Annotated in this window: 16 protein-coding genes and 1 pseudogene; 4 read left to right on the top strand and 13 right to left on the bottom strand. The window is 71.8% G+C overall.

Translation table 11 applies throughout. The features are described 5' to 3' along the window. Positions 1–1,263: a styrene monooxygenase/indole monooxygenase family protein gene (locus tag OG252_RS18125; RefSeq protein WP_266433861.1), complete on the top strand. Its 1,263-nt coding sequence runs from the start codon at positions 1–3 to the stop codon at positions 1,261–1,263. Here OG252_RS18125 and OG252_RS18120 read toward each other — a convergent pair. From OG252_RS18120 to OG252_RS18100, 5 genes are all read right to left on the bottom strand, one after another. Continuing rightward, a complete protein-coding gene (locus OG252_RS18120; RefSeq protein ID WP_329337260.1) occupies positions 1,241–2,308 on the bottom strand; it encodes a C40 family peptidase in 1,068 nt (355 codons plus the stop codon). The two genes, OG252_RS18125 and OG252_RS18120, sit on opposite strands and share 23 nt — an antisense overlap. A gap of 103 nt (positions 2,309–2,411) precedes the next feature. Continuing rightward, positions 2,412–2,747, bottom strand: a complete 336-nt coding sequence (locus tag OG252_RS18115) for a hypothetical protein (RefSeq protein WP_411151135.1) — start codon at positions 2,745–2,747, stop codon at positions 2,412–2,414. 10 nt (positions 2,748–2,757) lie between these two features. Then, positions 2,758–3,411, bottom strand: a complete 654-nt coding sequence (locus OG252_RS18110) for a TetR/AcrR family transcriptional regulator (RefSeq protein ID WP_266433855.1) — start codon at positions 3,409–3,411, stop codon at positions 2,758–2,760. Positions 3,412–3,510: 99 nt separating this feature from the next. Next, the gene (locus OG252_RS18105; protein ID WP_266433853.1) at positions 3,511–4,449 is read right to left on the bottom strand and encodes an AurF N-oxygenase family protein; all 939 of its coding nucleotides are present in this window, start codon (positions 4,447–4,449) and stop codon (positions 3,511–3,513) included. A gap of 139 nt (positions 4,450–4,588) precedes the next feature. Further along, entirely contained in the window at positions 4,589–5,143 is a 555-nt protein-coding gene (locus OG252_RS18100) for a DUF3291 domain-containing protein (protein WP_329337255.1), read from the bottom strand. A 168-nt stretch (positions 5,144–5,311) separates the two neighbouring features. On the opposite strand from OG252_RS18100, the gene OG252_RS18095 reads away from it, so the two are divergent. Next, positions 5,312–7,288, top strand: a complete 1,977-nt coding sequence (locus tag OG252_RS18095) for a sensor histidine kinase (RefSeq protein ID WP_329337253.1) — start codon at positions 5,312–5,314, stop codon at positions 7,286–7,288. A gap of 12 nt (positions 7,289–7,300) precedes the next feature. Here the strand turns inward: OG252_RS18095 and OG252_RS18090 are convergent, their stop codons facing one another. The 6 genes from OG252_RS18090 to OG252_RS18065 all read right to left on the bottom strand — a co-directional run bounded on the left by OG252_RS18090 (position 7,301) and on the right by OG252_RS18065 (position 13,285). Then, positions 7,301–8,776 carry a peptidoglycan D,D-transpeptidase FtsI family protein gene (locus tag OG252_RS18090; protein WP_329337252.1) on the bottom strand — a complete coding sequence of 492 codons (1,476 nt, stop codon included), beginning with the start codon at positions 8,774–8,776 and terminating at the stop codon, positions 7,301–7,303. Further along, on the bottom strand, positions 8,773–10,134 hold the full coding sequence (locus OG252_RS18085; RefSeq protein WP_266433846.1) for an FtsW/RodA/SpoVE family cell cycle protein: 1,362 nt from the start codon (positions 10,132–10,134) through the stop codon (positions 8,773–8,775). The genes OG252_RS18090 and OG252_RS18085 overlap by 4 nt, the downstream gene beginning before the upstream one ends. Positions 10,135–10,177: 43 nt before the next feature. Continuing rightward, a complete protein-coding gene (locus tag OG252_RS18080) occupies positions 10,178–10,612 on the bottom strand; it encodes an SH3 domain-containing protein (protein WP_266433844.1) in 435 nt (144 codons plus the stop codon). 126 nt (positions 10,613–10,738) lie between these two features. Continuing rightward, positions 10,739–11,974 (bottom strand): HAMP domain-containing sensor histidine kinase, encoded by a 1,236-nt coding sequence (locus OG252_RS18075; RefSeq protein WP_329337249.1) that lies wholly within the window; start codon positions 11,972–11,974, stop codon positions 10,739–10,741. Next, positions 11,971–12,702 (bottom strand): hypothetical protein, encoded by a 732-nt coding sequence (locus tag OG252_RS18070; protein WP_329337247.1) that lies wholly within the window; start codon positions 12,700–12,702, stop codon positions 11,971–11,973. The genes OG252_RS18075 and OG252_RS18070 overlap by 4 nt, the downstream gene beginning before the upstream one ends. A 76-nt stretch (positions 12,703–12,778) precedes the next feature. Beyond that, the gene (locus tag OG252_RS18065) at positions 12,779–13,285 is read right to left on the bottom strand and encodes a protein-tyrosine phosphatase family protein (protein WP_266433838.1); all 507 of its coding nucleotides are present in this window, start codon (positions 13,283–13,285) and stop codon (positions 12,779–12,781) included. 136 nt (positions 13,286–13,421) lie between these two features. Between OG252_RS18065 and OG252_RS18060 the strand changes: the two genes are divergently transcribed. Further along, complete coding sequence (locus tag OG252_RS18060) at positions 13,422–14,225, top strand: nuclease-related domain-containing protein (protein ID WP_266433836.1); 804 nt, start codon at positions 13,422–13,424, stop codon at positions 14,223–14,225. A gap of 503 nt (positions 14,226–14,728) precedes the next feature. Here OG252_RS18060 and ligD read toward each other — a convergent pair. Next, on the bottom strand, positions 14,729–15,610 hold the full coding sequence (gene ligD / locus OG252_RS18055) for a non-homologous end-joining DNA ligase (protein ID WP_266433834.1): 882 nt from the start codon (positions 15,608–15,610) through the stop codon (positions 14,729–14,731). Between the two features lie 72 nt (positions 15,611–15,682). On the opposite strand from ligD, the gene ku reads away from it, so the two are divergent. Then, positions 15,683–16,708: a non-homologous end joining protein Ku gene (gene ku, locus OG252_RS18050; protein WP_443068410.1), complete on the top strand. Its 1,026-nt coding sequence runs from the start codon at positions 15,683–15,685 to the stop codon at positions 16,706–16,708. Positions 16,709–16,802: 94 nt separating this feature from the next. Here the strand turns inward: ku and OG252_RS18045 are convergent. Continuing rightward, a pseudogene (locus OG252_RS18045) lies at positions 16,803–18,062 on the bottom strand (beta-ketoacyl-[acyl-carrier-protein] synthase family protein); the annotation flags it as partial. Positions 18,063–18,387: the final 325 nt, after the last annotated feature.

The raw sequence follows: 18,387 nt of genomic DNA, 5'->3' as shown, positions 1-18,387 counted from the left end.
ATGCGGAAGATACTCGTCGTCGGAGCCGGCCAGTCCGGACTCCAGATCGCCCTCGGACTCCAGTCGAACGGGTACGAGGTCACCCTGATGTCCAACCGGACCGCGGACGAGATCCGTACCGGCCGGGTCATGTCGACGCAGTGCATGTTCCACACGGCACTCCAGCACGAGCGCGATCTCCAGCTGAACTTCTGGGAGTCCCAGGCCCCGAAGATCCAAGGACTCGGCGTCTCGGTCGCCGCCCCCGGCTCCTGGGGCGAGGGCCCCGCGGCCCGCGCGATCGACTGGGTGGGCACGCTCGACGGGTACGCGCAGTCGGTCGACCAGCGGGTGAAGATGGCGGGCTGGATGGAGACGTTCGCGCAGCGCGGCGGCCAGCTGGTCATCCACGGCGCGGCGGTCGGCGACCTCGACTACTTCTCCCGCGCCTATGACCTGGTGCTGGTGTCGGCGGGCAAGGGCGAGCTGGTCTCCATGTTCGCCCGGGACCCCGAGCGCTCCCCCTACGGCGAGCCGCAGCGCGCTCTCGCGGTGGCGTACGTCCACGGCCTGGGCCCGCGCCCGGAGCACCCGGACTACGACGCGGTCCGCTGCAACCTGGTCCCCGGCGTCGGCGAGCTGTTCGTCATGCCGACGCTCACCACCTCCGGCCGCGCCGACATCCTCTTCTGGGAGGGCATACCCGGCGGCCCGCTCGACGTCTTCAACGGCGTAAAGGACCCGGCGCAGCACCTCTCCCTGATCCTGGAACTCATGGAGCGGTACACGCCCTGGGAGCACGCGCGGGCCTCCAAGGTCGAACTCACGGATGCCGGTGGCACGCTGGCCGGCCGCTACGCGCCCACGGTCCGCAACCCCGTCGGCCGCCTCCCCGGTGGCGGACTGGTCCTGGGCGTCGCCGACGTCGTCGTCGCCAACGACCCGATCACCGGGCAGGGCTCCAACTCCGCGTCCAAGTGCGCGGCGGCGTACCTCGCGTCGATACTCGAGCGCGAGGACAAGGAGTTCGACGAGGAGTGGATGCGGGCGACGTTCGACCGGTACTGGGACACCGCGCAGCACGTCACCAAGTGGACGAACGCGATGCTCGCGCCGCCGCCGGAGCACGTGCTGAACCTGATCGGGGCGGCGGGGCAGCTGCCGCCGGTGGCTGATCGTTTCGCCAACGGGTTCGACGATCCGGCGGATTTCGAGAACTTCTTCTATGAGCCCGAGAAGACGGGGGCATATCTCTCCTCGGTCACTGGGGCTCAGCCGCTGTAGAGGTCGGCTCCTTCGGACGTACGGCTCCCAGGATCGGATACGACGCGATCGGGGAGATCTTGATCTTCCCGCCCGGTCTCGGGGCCTCGATCACCTCGCCCTCACCCATGTAGATGGCCACGTGGGTGGCATCCGGGTGGTAGATCACCAGGTCACCCGGTCTCAGCTCGTCGAGCGGAATCCGCTCCAGCCGGTCCCACTGTTCCTGGCTGGTACGGGGGATCGGTGTCCCCGCGTGCTTCCAGGCCTCCGATGTCAGGCCCGAGCAGTCGTACGTCTTCGGGCCCTCGGCGCCCCATTCGTACGGCTTCCCCAGCTGCCGTACGGCGTAGCGCAGCGCCCGGTCGCCCCGCGGGGACGGCTCGCGTTCGCTGCTCAGGGCACCGGAGGTGATGAGCTTGTCCTGGGCCTTCGCGATGCCCTTCTCCTCGAACTCGGCCAGGGCGGTGAGCTGTTCGGCGGTGAGGGAGGCGAGCAGCTCCTCGACCTCCTTCAGACGCTTGTGTACGGCGTCCCGCTCCTTCTTCTGGCGGGCGGCGAGGGTGAGTTGGCCGTCCAGGGCCTTGCGGGCCTCGCGGGCCAGATCGTCGGCCTTCTTCTCGCTGCCGGTGAGGCGGCCCACCGTCTCGGCGCGCTCGCGTACCAACTGGCCGATCACATGGCCCTGGTCGAGGGCGTGCTGGGGGTCACGGGCGAGGAGCAGGCGTACGTAGGGGGAGATGTCGGTGCTGTTCTGGTACTGCTGGCGGGCCAGCCGGCCGGCCGCTCCCCGGCTGTCGTGCAGGGAGAGCCGGGCGCGGGACAGCTCGGTGTCCAGGCGCCTGACCTCGGCGCGCCGCTTCTTCAGCTCTTCCTCGGTGGCGTTGTACGTCTCGGTGGCCTGCTCGGCCTCCTGGTACAGGCGCTGAAGGTCCGTCAGCAGCTCGGCGACGGATCGTCCGCCGGGTTCCGGGGGCTCGGGCACGGCCGCCGCGGGCAGGGGCGCGAGGACGGTTCCGGCCGCGATCGCCGCCGTACAGACGAGACGCAGAAGCCTTCCTGACACATCATCACCTCCGGTGCGGGGCAGCCCTTCCGCTCCGCACCGCGAGCATGTGACGTGGGTGCCGGGTCCGCGCGCCGAGCGTGCGCGGTTCGGCGCAACGGGGTCACCCGTCGGTGGCGTCCGGCTTGCCGCCCGGCGTGCCGCCTGGCTGGCTGTCCGGCTCGGTGTCCGGTTTGGTGTCCGGTTTGGACCAGGGCCACTTGCGTCGGCCGGCCTGCCCGGTGGGGTCGTACTCGTACTTCCACCCCTGGTGGAGCCCGAGCCCCTTGCTGTGGGCGCGCGGGACCCGGCGGTAGACCAGCACGGTCGGCGGGCCGCCGGCGGCGTCCGGGACCGGGATGCGGTACGTCTTGGGCGGGTGCCCGGTGGCGCCCAGCAGGACGGGCAGGACCCGCCCGTCCATGGGGCCGCCCTCGAAGGGGGTGTCTTCGCTCTTCACGGCACCAGTGTCAGCCATCCACCGCGAGCGCCTCGACCAGCGTGGAGGTCTGCGGGTCCCGCCGTGCCGTCACCGACAGGACCGCCACGAACTGCTCCACCAGCCAGTCCCGCAACTCGTCGGCCGGCGGCTGCTTGTTCTCGTCCAGCCAGATGAGGGAGGCCGCCTCCACCGCCGTGATCCACATCCGGACGGTCATCCGGAGGCGGGGGCCGGGGTCCGTGACCTCCAGGTGCCGCATGATGTGCTCGGCCGCGGCCCGCCGTACGCCGTCCACCGTGGCCGTCGTACGGGACGTCTCGACGACGCTGCCGCCCTGGAGCAGCGCGCTGAAGCCGGCGTCGTGCTCGTCGACGAAGGTGAGGTAGCGGTCCAGGGCGCGGGCGAGGCGGGGGAGGAGGGGGCCCTGGCGGGGTTCGTCGAAGCACTGCTGGAGTTCCTCGGCGGCGGACCGGAGAGCGGCCTCGTACAGCTGCTGCTTGCCGCCCGGGAAGTACCGGTACACGAGCGGCCGTGACACTCCGGCCGCCTCCGCCACGTCGTCGAGCGACACGTCCTCGGGCACCCGGTGCGCGAAGAGCGACAGCGCGGCGTCGAGCAGCTGACTGCGCCGCTCCTCGACGCTGAGGCGGCGGTAGGCGGGGGTGGGGGCGGAGGGGGTCATGACGGGCAGCGTAACCGGCATGCCCCGGCAGGTGAGCGGGCGAACCGGCCGGTACTCGGCCACCAGGCCGTAGGCCACGAAACCCTAGGCCACCAGACCCTAGGCCAGCAGGCCGGAGGACCTCCACAGCCGTCGCCCGGCTCCCCGCAGCACCCCGATGTCGTCCAGGAAGTCCGTCAGCTTCTTCGCGCCCGTCTGCATGACCTCCCGCCGATGCCCGCTCGCCTTCACCTGTGCCATGGCCTCCCGGCGGTCCAGTCCGACGTTCGGGTAGACCTCGGGGTTCACGAACGCCACCGAGAACACCCGCGCGAACTCGCCGGAGGTGATCCGGGTGAACTCCTGCGACCACTTCGGCGCCGTCAGCATCTGACGCCGCAGCTCCTCCCGGGCGTACCGCACATGGCGGGCCTCCTCGACCACGTGGATCCGGGTGACCCCGCGGATCAGGGTCTGCACCCGCTCGTCCGGGAAGGTCAGCCGCTGCATCCAGTCGAGGACCTCCTCACCGAGCAGCGTGGCGGTGAAGGAACCCGGTGTGGTGGAGATGGTCTTGAACAGCCGGCCGAGGTGCTGGTGTGCCCGGCTCACCGGGTACCAGGGCGTCCCGCCCTGCGAGATCAGCCGGGCGAACATCTTGGAGTGCCGGCACTCGTCCTCGATCTCGGTGAGCGCGTACCGCACATGGGCGCTGGTCGCCGCCTTGTCGTAGACGTGCCGGACGAGCAGCTGCATCAGGATGAGCTCGAACCAGATGCCGAGCGAGGCGAGCGCGGCGGCCTCGTGCCGCGACAGCAGGATCCGCTGCTCCTCGCTCATCCGCTTCCACATCGGGGTGTCGTACAGCGACACCAGCTCCGGCGGCCAGAACCACTTGCCCTCCTCGAAGGGCGCGTCCCAGTCCAGCTCCTTGTCCGGGTCGAAGGAGTGCTTGGCCGAAGAGGCGAGCAGCCGCTCGGCCACCTGCTCGCGGTCCTTGAGCAGCCCGAGTGCGTCACGCAGCCCGTCGAGCGCGTCGGCTTCGGTCAGGGTCGTCATGGCTGGTCCACCTAAGTTACCCGGGGTCACGTCGTCGTCCGAGTCTTATGAGACTGCTTGTCAGCAAGCTCGTCAATCCCTCTCGCATGACTTGTTGACTCGGCGTCTACATGCGGGCACGGCTGCTTCGAGAGCGCGCCTACGCCGGGCACCCCAGTCCCTCGGGAACCTCCCCGGCCACCGGCTCCACCGCCCCAGAAACCGCCGCCGCGTCCGACCCCGAGTCCGACCCAGCGTCCGACCCCGCCGGGAACGACTTCCGCAGAGTGAAGGCGTGCGGCGTCGGCCCGTTGGCCCGCAGGTGCAGCAGACGGGCCTCCGCCTCCGCGATGGTCGGGCGGTGGCCCGCCGGGACCCACCACAGGGCCGTCATCACCTCCGCCACGCGCTCGAACCACTCGTTGCGGCGGGACAGCATCTCGCGGTGGTGGCCCTGGTACATGAAGGCCGTCAGCGCGTTCGGGTCGCGCCACACCGTCAAGTTGATGATCAGCCAGTCGTCGTCGAAGACGCGGAAGTCCGTCGCGTCGCCGGAGTTGCTCTGCAGGCGCCAGACGTAACCGTCGGCGGCCTCGGCATCGGCGTTGACGGGGTCGAGGGCGTCGACGAAGGCCTTCAACTGCGGTGAGTCCAGCGGGGCTTTGAGCCGGGAGATGTTGACCTGGGCGAGTTCGAACGCGGCGGGTGTCGTCATGGAGCCGAACGATAGGTCGGGAGAGTGTCGTCGGCCCAGGGCCTGTCTCATCAGACGGGCATTGTCCGTCTTTCACAGCCCGGTCACCGCCCGGGTGAGTACCTGTGCACCGTCGGCTTACGCCCCAGAAACCGCCTTCTGACCTGCGCGCCCGTAGCCTCACGGGGCATGACGGGGAACGTATCGACCACCCAGCGTTCGACCACCCACCGTTCGAGCGGAACAAGGTTGTCCGCCCTTCCGGGCTGGAACTCCATCCGCGGGCGCATGGCCATCGTCCTGGCCGTGCCGACCTGCCTGCTGCTCGCCCTCATCGGAATCGGCGCCGCCGACCGCGCCGCCGACTGGTCCGCCGCCCGCGCGACCGAGGGGCACGTCGGCGTCCTGCTCGGCGTGCAGGACCTGGTGCGCGAGGTGCAGCGTGAACGCGGGCTGACCAGCGGGCTGTTGGGCGGGGCCGAGGAGTACCGGGACGACGTACGCACGCAGCGGGACCGTACCGACGCCGCCCGGGAGGAGCTGCGGAAGGCGCTGGACGACCGGCGCGGCGACCTGCCCGGCGCCACCGTCTCCGCTCTCGTCGCCGCCGAAGTGCCCCTCGCCGCCCTCACCTCCGTCCGCGCGGACGTCGACGACGGCACCGCCGGCCGCACCTCCACCCTGACCGCCTACACCAAGGCCGTCACCGCCCTGATCGACGCGGAGTCGGCCGGCGCGCCCGACGGCGACAGCCGTGTCGCCCAAGGCGTGCGGGCCCTTCAGTCGCTGGCGCGTGCCACCGAGGCCGTCGCCCTCGAACGCGGCTCCCTCAACGGCGTGTTCGCCGCCGGGCGCTTCCGCTCCGGCGAGTACCTCGACTTCACCGAGCTCCGCGCGACCCGGGTCGCCGCGCTCGGCCAGTTCCGCCAACTCGCGGGCGAGGGCCAGGAATCCGCGCTCGACGACGCCTTCGCGACCGCCGCCGCCCGCCGCGTCACCGGATACGAGGGGCAGGCCGAGCGCGGTGCCGACGGCTCCGCGCTGTCCGTCGCCCCGGCCCGCTGGTGGGCCGACATGACCACCCTCGTGGACGATCTGCACGGGGTGCAGAAGCAGGTCGGCGACGACGTGCGGGCCCGCGGCGAGGAGACCGGGGACGCGGCCACCCGGCAACTCGTCGGCTTCCTCGCCCTCGGCGCGCTGATCCTCGCCGTGGCCACCGCCCTCGCCCTCTTCTCCGCCCGCTCCATCACCCGCCCCCTGGGCGCCCTGGCCGACGAGGCGGACATGGTGGCCGGGGCGGGGCTGCCCGCCGCCGTGCGGCGCATCCAGGAGGCCGACCCCGACGCCCCGCTCCCGCCGGAGTTCGAAAAACCCGAACTTCCTGGTGCCGCACGGGAGATCACCCGGCTGGCCACCGCCCTGCGCAACGTAGAGCGGACCGCCGTCGACCTCGCCGCCGAACAGGCCGTGCTGCGCCGCAACAGCACCGAGTCCCTGACCAGCCTGGGCCGCCGCAACCAGGCGCTGCTCAACCGCCAGCTCGGTCTGATCACCACCCTGGAGAGCCAGGAACTCGACCCGGAAGCCCTCGCCGAGCTCTTCGAACTCGACCATCTGGCCACCCGGATGCGGCGCAACGCCGAGTCCCTGCTCGTGCTGGCCGGCGCGGAAGCCCCGGCCCGGGTCTGGCGAGGCACGGTCGCCGTCCACGAGGTCGTGCAGTCGGCCGTCGCCGAGGTGGAGCAGTACCAGCGCGTCGCCGTCACCGACGTCCAGCCCTGTCAGGTGCGCGGCCACTGCGTCGCCGAACTCTCCCACCTGCTTGCCGAGTTGGTGGAGAACGCCCTGATGTTCAGCCCGCCCAAGCAGCCCGTCGAGGTCTACGGCTGGCAGGACGGCGCCGAGTACTGCCTCGCCGTCGTCGACCGGGGCATCGGCATGACCGCCGCCCGCATGGCCGAGGCCAACGCGCTGCTGTCCGGCCGCGGCTCCTTCCTCAAGGCCCCCACCCGCTTCCTCGGCCACCACGTCGTCGGCGCCCTGGCCGCCCGCCTCGGTGCCCACGTCGAACTCCGCCCGACCCAGGGCTCGGGGGTGACGGCGTACGTGGCCCTGCCGAGCGCGCTGGTCCAGGAGGTGTCGAGGGCGACGGCCACCCGCTGAATGCCCGGGGCATCAACCTCCGCTCTGCGAACGGGAGTTCAGCACCGCCTCCATCACCGCCCGGGCGATCGGCGCCGCGTCCCCGCCCCCGCTGATCTCCCCCCGGTCCGCCTCCGCATCCTCCACCACCACCGCGACCGCCACCTTCGCCTCCAGGTCACGCTCGCCCTGCGCCCAGGAGACGAACCAGGCGTACGGCGTGCCGGCGTTGCCGATGCCGTGCTGGGCGGTGCCGGTCTTGCCGCCGACGGTGGCGCCGGGGATGGCGGCTTTGGTGCCGGTGCCCTCCGTGACCACCTCCGTCATCAGCTCCTTCAGCCGGGCGGCGGTCGCCGGGTACATCGTCTGCCGGACGGGCAGCGAGCCGGCCGTCGACACCGTGGCGCCGCCCGCCCGGATGATCCGCTCCACCAGGTACGGCTGCCGCAGCTCCCCGTTGTTGGCGACGGCCGCCGAGACCATCGCCATCTGCAGGGGCGTCGCCCGCGTGTTGTACTGCCCGATCGACGACAGCGCCAGCTGCGCCCGGTCCAGCGAGGAGTCGAAGGTGCTCTGCGCCACCGAGAAGGGGATCCTGAGCGCCGTGTCGTTGAAGCCGAAGGACCGCGCGGTGGCCGCCATGTCGTCGACGCCCACGTCCACCCCGAGCTTCGCGAACACCGTGTTGCACGACCACCTGAACGCCTCCCGCACCGAGAGGTCCTCACAGCCGTCCGACGCGTTCGTCAGGCGCGTCGTCGTCCCGGGCAGCCGGTAGGGCACCGGCGAGTCGGTCGGCGCGTCGAGGTCCGTGACGACGCCCGCGTCCAGCGCCGCCGCCGCGGTCACCACCTTGAAGGTCGAGCCCGGCGGATACGTCTGCCGTACCGCCCGGTTCAGCATCGGCTTGTCCGCGTCGCCGTTAAGCCGCGCCCAGGACCGGCCCACCGTCGCGTCGTTCCCGGAGAGCGCCGCCGGGTTGTACGACGGCGTCGACACCAGCGCCAGGATCCGCCCGCTCGACGGCTCGATCGCGGCCACCGCGCCCTTGCGCCCGCGCAGTCCGTCGTACGCCGCCTGCTGCGCGGCCCGGTCCAGGGTGGTCACCACGTCACCGCCCAAGGGCCGGGAGCGCGTGAGGTCGTTCCACAGCGGGAACCCCGACAGCATCGGATCCGTGCCGGACAGGACGTCGTCCTCGGAGTGCTCAAGGAAGGTCGTCCCGTACTCCTGCGAGGCGAAGCCGGTGACGGGCGCGTACAACGGCCCGTCCTCGTACGTCCGTTCATAGCGGAGCTGCTCGCGGGTGTCCCGGGATCCGGTCACCGGTGCCCCGCCGACCAGGATGTCGCCGCGCGGCTGGCCGTAACGGGCGATGCTGTTGCGGCGGTTGGCCGGATTGTCGTCGTAGGAGCCGGCCTGGACGACCTGGATGCGGGTGGCGTTCACGAGGAGCGCCACGAGCAGCAGGGCGCAGAAGCAGGCGGCGTGCCGGATGTGGCGGGTCACGGACCCACCTCCCTGTCGTACTGGCTGCGGGCCGAGTCGCTCACCCGGATCAGCAGCGCCACGATCGCCCAGTTGGTGACGACCGACGAACCGCCCTGGGCGAGGAACGGCATCGCCATGCCGGTCAGCGGGATCAGGCCCGTCACCCCGCCCGCGATCACGAACACCTGGAGCGCCACGATCGAGGAGAGCCCGACCGCGAGCAGCCGCCCGAAGGGCTCGCGCAGGGCGAGGCCGGCCCGGTAGCCGCGTTCCACGAGCAGGGCGTACAGGAGGAAGATCGCGGAGATGCCGGCCAGGCCGAGTTCCTCGCCCGCCGTGGCCAGGATGAAGTCCGACTTGGCGGCGAAGCCGATGAGGATGGAGTGGCCGAGCCCGAGGCCGGTGCCGAGCATGCCGCCGGCCGCGAAGGAGAAGAGCGACTGGGCCAGCTGGTTCGGACCCTGGCCCGCCTCGATCGACGCGAACGGATGCAGCCAGTCCTCGACCCTGTTGTGCACGTGCGGCTCCAGCCAGCCCACCGCGACCGCGCCCAGCGAGGCCAGCAGCAGGCCGACGGCGATCCAGCCGGTGCGGCCGGTGGCGACGTACAACAGGACGACGAACAGGCCGAAGAACAGCAGCGAGGTACCGAGATCCCGCTCCAGGACCAGCACGCCCACGCTCAGCAGCCAGACGGCGACGATCGGGCCGAGGACCCGGCCGGTGGGGAGCTGGAGCCGCCAGACACGGCGTCCTGCGTACGCCAGCGCGTTGCGGTTGGCCGCCAGGTACGCGGCGAAGAACACCGCGAGCAGCACCTTCGCGAACTCGCCCGGCTGGATGGAGAACCCGGCGACCCGGATCCAGATGCGGGCGCCGTTCACGGACGGGAAGAAGATCGGCAGGATCAGCAGGGCCATCGCGGCCGCGACGGACACGTAGGCGTAGCGCTGGAGGACGCGGTGGTCGCGCAGGAGCAGCACGACCACGATGAAGAGGGCGATCCCGAGCGTGGACCACACGAGTTGGGTGGGTGCCGCCCGGTCGCCCGGCGTCTCCAGGTCGAGCCGGTAGATCAGGACCAGGCCCACGCCGTTGAGCAGGACGCCGATCGGCAGCAGCAGGGGATCGGCGTACGGGGCGCGCAGGCGTACCGCGATGTGGGCGAGCAGCGCGAGCACGCCGAGCCCGGCGCCGTATCCCGCGGCGCCGGGCGGAACGGTGCCGTTCTTGGCGAGGCCGACGTCGCAGTAGCCGTACACGGACAGCAGGACGGCGAGGACGATGAGGGCCAGTTCGATGCCACGGCGCCGGGGGAGGCGTACGGCGGGAGCGGGCGCGTCCGCCTCTACGACGGTGGTGCCGGCGTTGGTCATGTCCGGAACCTACCCAAATAGGGGGTCTTGTTCGCCTCCCGCATCAGCACCAGCGGGGCGCGGGCCCGATGTTGTCGATGAAGCGGGCCGGCCCCCAGGCCCAGGTGCCGTCCGCGATCTGGTACCAGAGGGGGTTCCCGTGCACCGACGGGCCTCCGACCTTGCAGAAGATGTTCAGGATCTCCCCGCGACTGGCGTACCGGATGACCTGCGAGCCACGGGTCGGGGCGCTGCGCAGGGCCAGCGAGTCGGTGGTGACGACGCCCTGGTAGAAGCGCTGGTCGTTGTTCTGGCTCTGCCCGCCCCAGTCCTGGTTCTGGCTCTGCCCCGAGTTGTTGCTGTTCTGGCTCTGCCACGACCCGTCGTTGCCCGGGGTCTGCCCCCAGTCGTCGTTCGCGACGGCGGGTGTGACGGTGGCGGCGGTGGCGAGGAGGGCGCCGGCGGCGACGGCTATGGCGCAGCGGGATCGCAGGGACATGGGGTACCTCCATGAATGGGGGTGAAGCTGACTAATCGCCACATTAGGAGGGGGTGCCTGCTGTCGCCCGTCACGCTGGTCCATAGGGGCGCGCAGCGCTCCAGGGGGAGCTCTACGCCGAATGCCCTAACGCAGTGTCAGTACAGCAACAGCCCCACCATCCGCCGCATTGTCAAAGACAAGCCGCGCCCCCAAAACCTCCGTCTGCCCCACCGCGATGGTCAACCCCAACCCGTGCCCCTTGGAAACCCCCTCCGTACGGAACCGCTGCGGCCCGTGCTCGACCAGATACTCCGGATACCCGTCCCCGTGATCCCGCACCGTCACCACAGGCCCGTCCACCGTCAGCACCACCGGCCCCCGTCCATGCCGATGCCCGTTCGCGACGAGATTCCCCAGCACCCGCTCCAGCCGCCGCCGATCCGTCTCCACGGCGACATCCCGTACGACGACGACCTCCGTGTCCGTCCCCGACGCCCGCACCACCCGCTCGGCCAGCGCGGCCAACGGCTCCCGCTCCAGCTCCAGCCGTTCCCGCCCGGTGTCGAGGCGGGAGATCTCCAGCAGATCCTCGGTGAGCGTGCGCAGCGCCGCCACCCGGTCCCGGACCAACTCGGTCGGCCGGCTCGCCGGCAGCAGCTCGGCCGCCGCGTGCAGGCCGGTCAGCGGGGTGCGCAGCTCGTGGGCCACGTCCGCGGTGAACCGCTGCTCGGCGAGGAGCTTGCCCTGGAGGGACGCGGCCATGGAGTCGAGCGCGGCGGAGACCGCGGCCACCTCGTCCTCGGGGCGTGTCGGATCCTTCGTACGGGGGTCGTCGACGCGGGCGTCCAGGTCGCCCGCGGTGATCCGCCGGGCGACCTGCGCGGTGGTGTGCAGCCGCCGCGTCACGCGGGTGACGGCGAACGCGCCGACCAGCAGCGTCGCCCCGATCGCCAGCGCCGACGACCACACGATCGCCCGGTCGAGGCCGTCGATGGTCCGCTCGCCCTGGGAGTAGTCGACCTCCACGGCCAGCGCCCGGCCGCCGTCGACCGGTCCCGCCGCCCACATCGTGGGGCGCCCGCGGTGCTCGCCGACCATCGTGCCGCGCTCCCCGGCCGCGGCCAGCTCCCGCAGCGGCTCGGGCAGGCCCGGGGGATCGACGCCGACACCCCGCGCCGGCGAGTCCCCGGCCTCGAACGCCGCCGTGGCTTCTGTCAGCCGGTCCAGCGCCAGGTCACGGGCCTGGCCGACGGTCTGGTTCGTCACCGACACGTGCACGAGGACGCCGAGCAGCGCGGCCAGCGCGCAGCACATCACGGTGATGAAGACGGCGGCCTTCACGGCGAGTGTGCCGGCCCAGCGGGGGAGCGCGACCCTCATCGGCCACTCGCGGACGGCGAGACGGACGGCGAGGTGGAGGGGCGCGGCGTCTTCGTGTGTGAGCCGCTCCGCAGCATCTCGTCGTGGGTGAGGAGCATCGCCTTCTGCTGTGGGTCCCAGGTCCACTGGAGCCGGTACTCGTACCCCGCCACCTCGGACGGCGAGCGGATGATCACGGACCGCCCGGCCAGCTCGACCCCGCTCACGGCGTCCTCCCAGGCCATGACCTTCACGAGCCGGTGCTTGTCGACCGTGTAGACGCGAACGGCCGTCAGCTTCTCGGGCAGCTGCCGGAAGCCCAGCGTCAGCTCCTCGCGCCCGTCGCCGGTCAGGTCGCGGTAGTACGGCTGGAGGACGGGGCACCCGCCCTTCCCCGCGCCCTCGCCGCAGTCGGCCATCCGGCGGGAGGTCTCGTGGTATGGCGCACCGGAGCCGTAGTCGCCCGGACTCGCCGCGATCTCCTTCCGCACGATCGCGACCGGGTCCGCCTCGCGGATGTCGTCGCCGGGTACGGCGACGCCCTTGACGACCTCGGTGTTCACCTCGCCGATGACGAAGGCCGGACTCGACACCGGCGGCAGGCTCGGCCACAGCCGCTCCGGGCTGATCGCGGTCGAGGTCGCGCCCGCGCCGTGCAGCCCGCCCGTGTCGCCGCAGCCCGCGAGCGCCGCCAGGGCCGCCGACAGCAGGGCGACGGTGGCGGCGGCGCGCAGCGGGGAGGGGAGCACGCCGTACACCCTATTCGGCGGGAAGTCCTTTTTGCGCGCCGGTCGGCCGTGCCCGCACACGGCCGCGAAGAAACGATTACTCGGCGAGCTCCTCAAGCAGCCGCGCCGTCGGCAGCCCCGCTTGCAGGTACTCGACGAACAGCTCGTTGTGCAGGGCCCAGGGCGAGCGGCGGGACCGGATCAGCCGGATCGCCTCCTCCGTGGAGTGCCCCTGGCGGACCAGGGCGTGCGCGACGACCAGCCCCGAGCGGTTGTAGCCGTGGTAACAGCGGACGAGGACCTTGCGGCCCTCGTCCAGTGCGTCGCACGCGGCCCGTGCCAGCCGTATCACGCCCGCCAGTTGCGTGCCGTCCAGCGGTCCGTCGGGAATCGGCCACACATGGTGCTCGACGCCCGCGTCCGGACCGTGCCCCGGCAGCCTCAACAACGTCTGTACGAGATCGAACTCGTCCCGCACGACGGCGAACCCGACCTGCCCGGAGCGGGCCCTGAACTCGTGCCCGCCCATCCACAGCCCGGGCACGACCTCGTTCCACGCATCCTCCGGAGCGGGCACATCGGCCTGCTTCCTGCGCGTCCGCAACGGCGCCTCCCCAAGCCCCCGCCAACTCACCCATAGGTACCCGGGTCAACTCCCCTTCAAAGGTGACCGGCAAAGCCAACCGGCTTCTTGCCCCTGGACCACCCGGCCTGTTCCCATGGTCGTGGGGTGATGGTGCATGAGCGGACTGCGCGTCGTGCCGACCTGGCGCCACGGCCAGGAGCGGCTGTACGTCTGCCTCACGGACGGCAGGAACATCGCCTGGTACGACCGTGAGGCATCCCGGGTCAACCTGCTGAGCGAGGACCGCAGACAGGACGTCCTCGACGCCCTCGGGCCCTTCCTGACCGGACCGGTGGCCATCGGCCCGCCCCCGGTACCGACCCCCGCGGAGCTGGCCCGGCTGTCCCTCCACCCGGACGACGACCTGGCACCCAACCGCCCCGGCGAGGCGCTCCAGATCGCCCTGGACCGGGACCCCGGCCCCGCCCGCCGGCTCCGCCCCGACCCCCGCCGCCGGGCCCTCGCGGCCGAGCAGGCGGTGGGGGAGGCCCTGGACCGGCTTGACGGCGCCGGCTGGCACACCCTGCACTCGGTCCCGCTGCCCGGCGGCGACCGCGTCCACCACCTGCTGATCGGCCCCGGCGGGCTCTTCGCGGTGCACACCCTGTACGCCCGCAAGCAGCGGGTCACGGTCGCCGACCCCATGGTCACGCTGGGCCGCCGCGAACCCCGCCCGCTGCTGCGCCGCGTCCGCGCCGACGCCGACCGCGCCTCCTACGCCCTGACCGCCGAGGTCCACCCGGTCCTGGCCCTCGTCGGCCCCACCGACGTCCAGGTCACCGCCCCGCCGCGCGAGGCCCGGATCGTGACGGACACGGACGTCGAGGCACTGGCCAGGCTCGGCGGCGTCCTCAAACCGGCGGACGTGGAGGCACTGCACGCGATGGCGCGGGACCGGCAGACGTGGGTGCGGGTGTGACCGCTGCGGGGAGGGTTGCGAGCGGTGGTCCCGGGTCGGGTGGCCGCCCCGGGCCGGGATGCTGCTGCTTCTCGTGATGCGATCCCCTGGTGGGGATGCTCAGGGCTGCGATGCTGAAACCGGCGGACGTGGAGGCACTCCACGCGATGGCGCGGGACCGGCGGACGTGGGTGCGGGTGTGACGGCTGCGGGGAGGGTTGCGAGGGGTGGTCCTGGGTCGGGTGGCCGGCCCGGGGCGGGATGCTGCTGCTTCTCGTGATGCGATCCGCTGGTGGGGGTGCTCAGGGCTGCGATGCTGAAACCGGCGGACGTGGAGGCGCTGCACGCGAGGGCGCGGGACCGGCGGACGTGGGTGCGGGTGTGACGGCTGCGGGGAGGGTTGCGAGGGGAGGTCCTGGGTCGGGTGGCCGTCCCGAAGTGCCGACATCGGCTGTATGCCGAGCATCGGCGCGATATGCCGGGATGCTGCTGCTTCTCGTGATGCGATCCCCGGGAAGGGGTGCTCACGGCAGCGCTCCCGCCGCGTCCGTGTCGAGGAGCGGGGCCAGCAGATCGCCGTAGTCCTGCACGCGCGGCGCGATGTCCGGGGCCTGGAACGCCAGTTGGTCGGGCGCCCCGCACTCCTCGACCTCGACCCAGGTCACCGGCGCCGACACGAACGGCCGCGCCCGGGCCCGCAGGGTGTAGGGCGTCGCCGTGGTCTTGCGTGCGGCGTTCTGGCTCCAGTCGACGAACACCTTCCCGGGCCGCAGGCTCCGCGTCATACGGTGTACGACCAGCCGGGGCATCGCCTTCTCCGCCTCGACGGCCAGCTGTTTGGCGTAGTCGGAGGCGGCGTCGGAGGAGACCGGCCGCAGGGCCGCCAGCAGGTGCAGCCCCTTCGAGCCGGCGGTCTTCGCGTACGCCTCGATGCCGTCCGCAGCCAGCCGCTCGCGCAGCCAGAGCGCGACCTCGCAGCACTCGACGATGCTCGCCGGCGTCCCGGGGTCGAGGTCGAAGACCAGCCGGTCGGCCTCGCCGGGCGCGGCGACGACCCACTGGTGGGTGTGGAACTCGGTGACCAGGTTCGCCGCCCACATCAGGCTCGGCAGGTCCTGCACCAGCACCATCCGGGCCGGCCCCTCCGACCTCGGCACCTCGGCGGTGGTGACCCAGTCGGGTGTACCGGGCGGCACGTTCTTGGCGAAGAAGACCTGCCCGTCGGGGCCGTCCGGGTAGCGCAGGAAGGACACGGGCCGATCCCGCAGATGGGGCAGCAGGACCTCGGCGGTGGTCGCGTAGTAGTGCAGCACCTCGCCCTTGGTGAACCCGGTCGCGGGATACAGCACCTTCTCCAGGTTGCTGAGCGCGAGCCTTCGCCCCTCCACCTCTGTGATCGGCGTCATACGATGAGAATCCCAGAGATTTCATGGTAAAGACTGACAAGTCCCCTCAAACCGATCGAAAGGGTGCTGCACGTGCGATCCATATGGAACGGCGCCATCTCGTTCGGCCTGGTCAGCATCCCGATCAAGCTGGTGAACGCCACCGAGAGCCACTCGATCTCCTTCCGCCAGATCCATACGGAGGACATGGGCCGCATCCGCTACCGCAAGGTCTGCGAGCTGGAGGACCGCGAGGTCAGCACGGCGGAGATCGGCAAGGGCTACGAGGACGCGGACGGCACGATCATCCCGATCACGGACGACGACCTCGCCCACCTGCCGCTCCCCACGGCCAAGACCATCGAGATCGTCGCGTTCGTGCCGACCGACCGGATCGACCCGCTCCAGATGGACGCCGCGTACTACCTCGCGGCGGGCGGCGCCCCGGCCGCCAAGCCGTACACCCTGCTGCGCGAGGCCCTCAAGCGCAGCCAGAAGGTCGCCATCGCCAAGTTCGCGCTCCGCGGCCGCGAACGCCTCGGCATGCTGCGCGTGGTGGGCGACGCCATCGCCCTGCACGGCCTCCTCTGGCCGGACGAGGTCCGCGCCCCCGAGGGCCTCGCCCCCGACACCAAGGTCACCGTCAACGACAAGGAACTCGACCTCGCCGACGCCCTGATGGACACCCTCGGCGAGATCGACCTCGAAGACCTCCACGACGAGTACCGCGAGGCCCTGGAGGAGGTCGTCGCCGCGAAGGCCGCCGGCGAGGCCCCGCCCGAGGCGCCCGAACCGGCGAAGACCGGCAAGGTCCTCGATCTGATGGCGGCGCTGGAGAAGAGCGTGAAGGCGGCGAAGGAGTCGCGCGGCGAGGAGGCCGAGGCCGAGGTCAGACAGATGCCGGCCCGGAAGTCGGCGCGGTCGACCCCCAAGCAGGCGGGCGGCAAGAAGTCCACGTCCACGGCGAAGAAGACGCCCGCGAAGAAGACGACGGCCAAGACGGCCAAGTCGACGCAGGGCACCAAGAAGACGACGACGTCGAAGAGCACGGCAACGAAGAAGACAGCGGCGAAGAAAACGGCAGCGAAGAAGACGACGTCACGCAAACGCACGGCCTGACGTGCAGGTTCCGGTGGTTCGGCTGCGGCTGCGGCTGCGGCGGACCTGACGCGCCGTTCCCCGGTCCTGCCCTGCCACGCGCCACCCCCCGGCTCTACGCCCCCCGCCCCACCCTCCGCAAAGCCAGCACCGCGTTGTGCCCCCCGAACCCGAACGAGTTGCTCAACGCCAGGTCCCCGTCCTCCGGCAGCGGCCGCGGAGCGCCGGTCACCACGTCCAGCCCGATCGCCTCGTCCACCTCCCCGCACCCCACGGTCGGCGGCACCACCCCGTGATGCAGTGTCAGCACCGTGGCCACCGCCTCGACACCGCCCGCGGCCCCTTGCAGATGCCCGAGGTGCCCCTTGAGCGCGGTGACCGGCACGAACCGCGTCCCGAGCACCGCCCGCACCGCGCCCGCCTCGGCGAGGTCGCCGTCCACCGTGGCCGTCGCGTGCGCGTTGACATGGACGACGTCGACGACGCGGCCCCCGGCATCCCGCAGCGCCCGCCGCAGTGCGAGCGCGACCCCGCTGCCGGAGGGATCGGGCGCGGCCATGTGATGCGCGTCGGCGGACAGCCCCCACCCGGCGGCCTCGCAGTAGATCCGCGCCCCGCGGGCCAGCGCGTGCTCCTCGGCCTCGAGTAAGAGCACCCCGGCACCCTCCCCGTTGACGAACCCGTCCCGGTCCTTGGCGAACGGCCGGGACGGCGAGGCCCCGTCCACGAGCCCCCGCGTGGACAGCGCCCGCATCGCCGCGAAGGACGCCATGATCGCCGGGGTGACGACGGCTTCCGCCCCGCCCGCGAGGGAGACGTCGACATGGCCGTACCGTATGCGGTCGACGGCCTGCCCGATCGCCTCGGTGCCGGACGCGCACGCGGCGGTCACGGTGCGGGCCTCGCCGGTGATGTGCAGGTCGAGCGAGACCTGGGAGGCGGCCTGCGAGGGCACGGTCATCGGTGTGGTGAGCGGCGAGACGGCGCGCGGCCCCTTGTCGCGCAGCGCGCGGTCACCGCCGACGAGCACGGACGCGTCCCCGAGGATCGCGCCGAGACTCACCCCCACCCGCTCGGGATCGAGCCCGCTCTCCCGCGTGCCGCCCGCCACGAGCCCGGCGTCGGCCCAGGCCTCCCGCGCGGCGAGCACGGCGAACTGGGCGGCCCGGTTCATCCGCCGGGCCACCGGCCGGGGCAGCAACCCGGCCGGATCGACGGGCACCGTACCGGCCACCCGCACCGGCAGCCCGTCGAACTCGGCGTCCGTCAATTCCCGTATCCCGTGCCGTCCTTCGAGCAGGCCCCGCCACAGCTCGCCGACCCCGACGCCCAGCGGCGTGACGGCCCCGAGCCCGGTGACGACGACCCGCCGCGGCATGTCCGTGCGCACAGAGGTCATGGTTGAAAGGTAAACCGGGCCCGGCGCTCAACTGCCGCAAAAGGGACGGTTGTTCGGCGTGCGCCTCCTCACGCCCCGACTCTCCTCCACTCACCACCGAACTCTCACCCGCATGTTCCCGGAATTTAACGCAAGACCCCTTGGTGGATCCCTTTCTACGCGCGTAACTTGAGCCGACTCCCCACGGGCAATGGTTCAAGCTCCGTCCTCGGACGGCGCGTTGATGTCCGTACGTACACGAGGTACGTACGCGAGGTACGAGGAGACCGCCAGCGTGTCCAGACCCGCAGGAAGCAGACCC

The organism is Streptomyces sp. NBC_01352, assembly GCF_036237295.1.
Lineage (GTDB): Bacteria > Actinomycetota > Actinomycetes > Streptomycetales > Streptomycetaceae > Streptomyces > Streptomyces plumbiresistens.
Note: the sequence above shows the minus strand (reverse complement) of the source record. Positions and strands in the feature narration are given on the sequence as shown.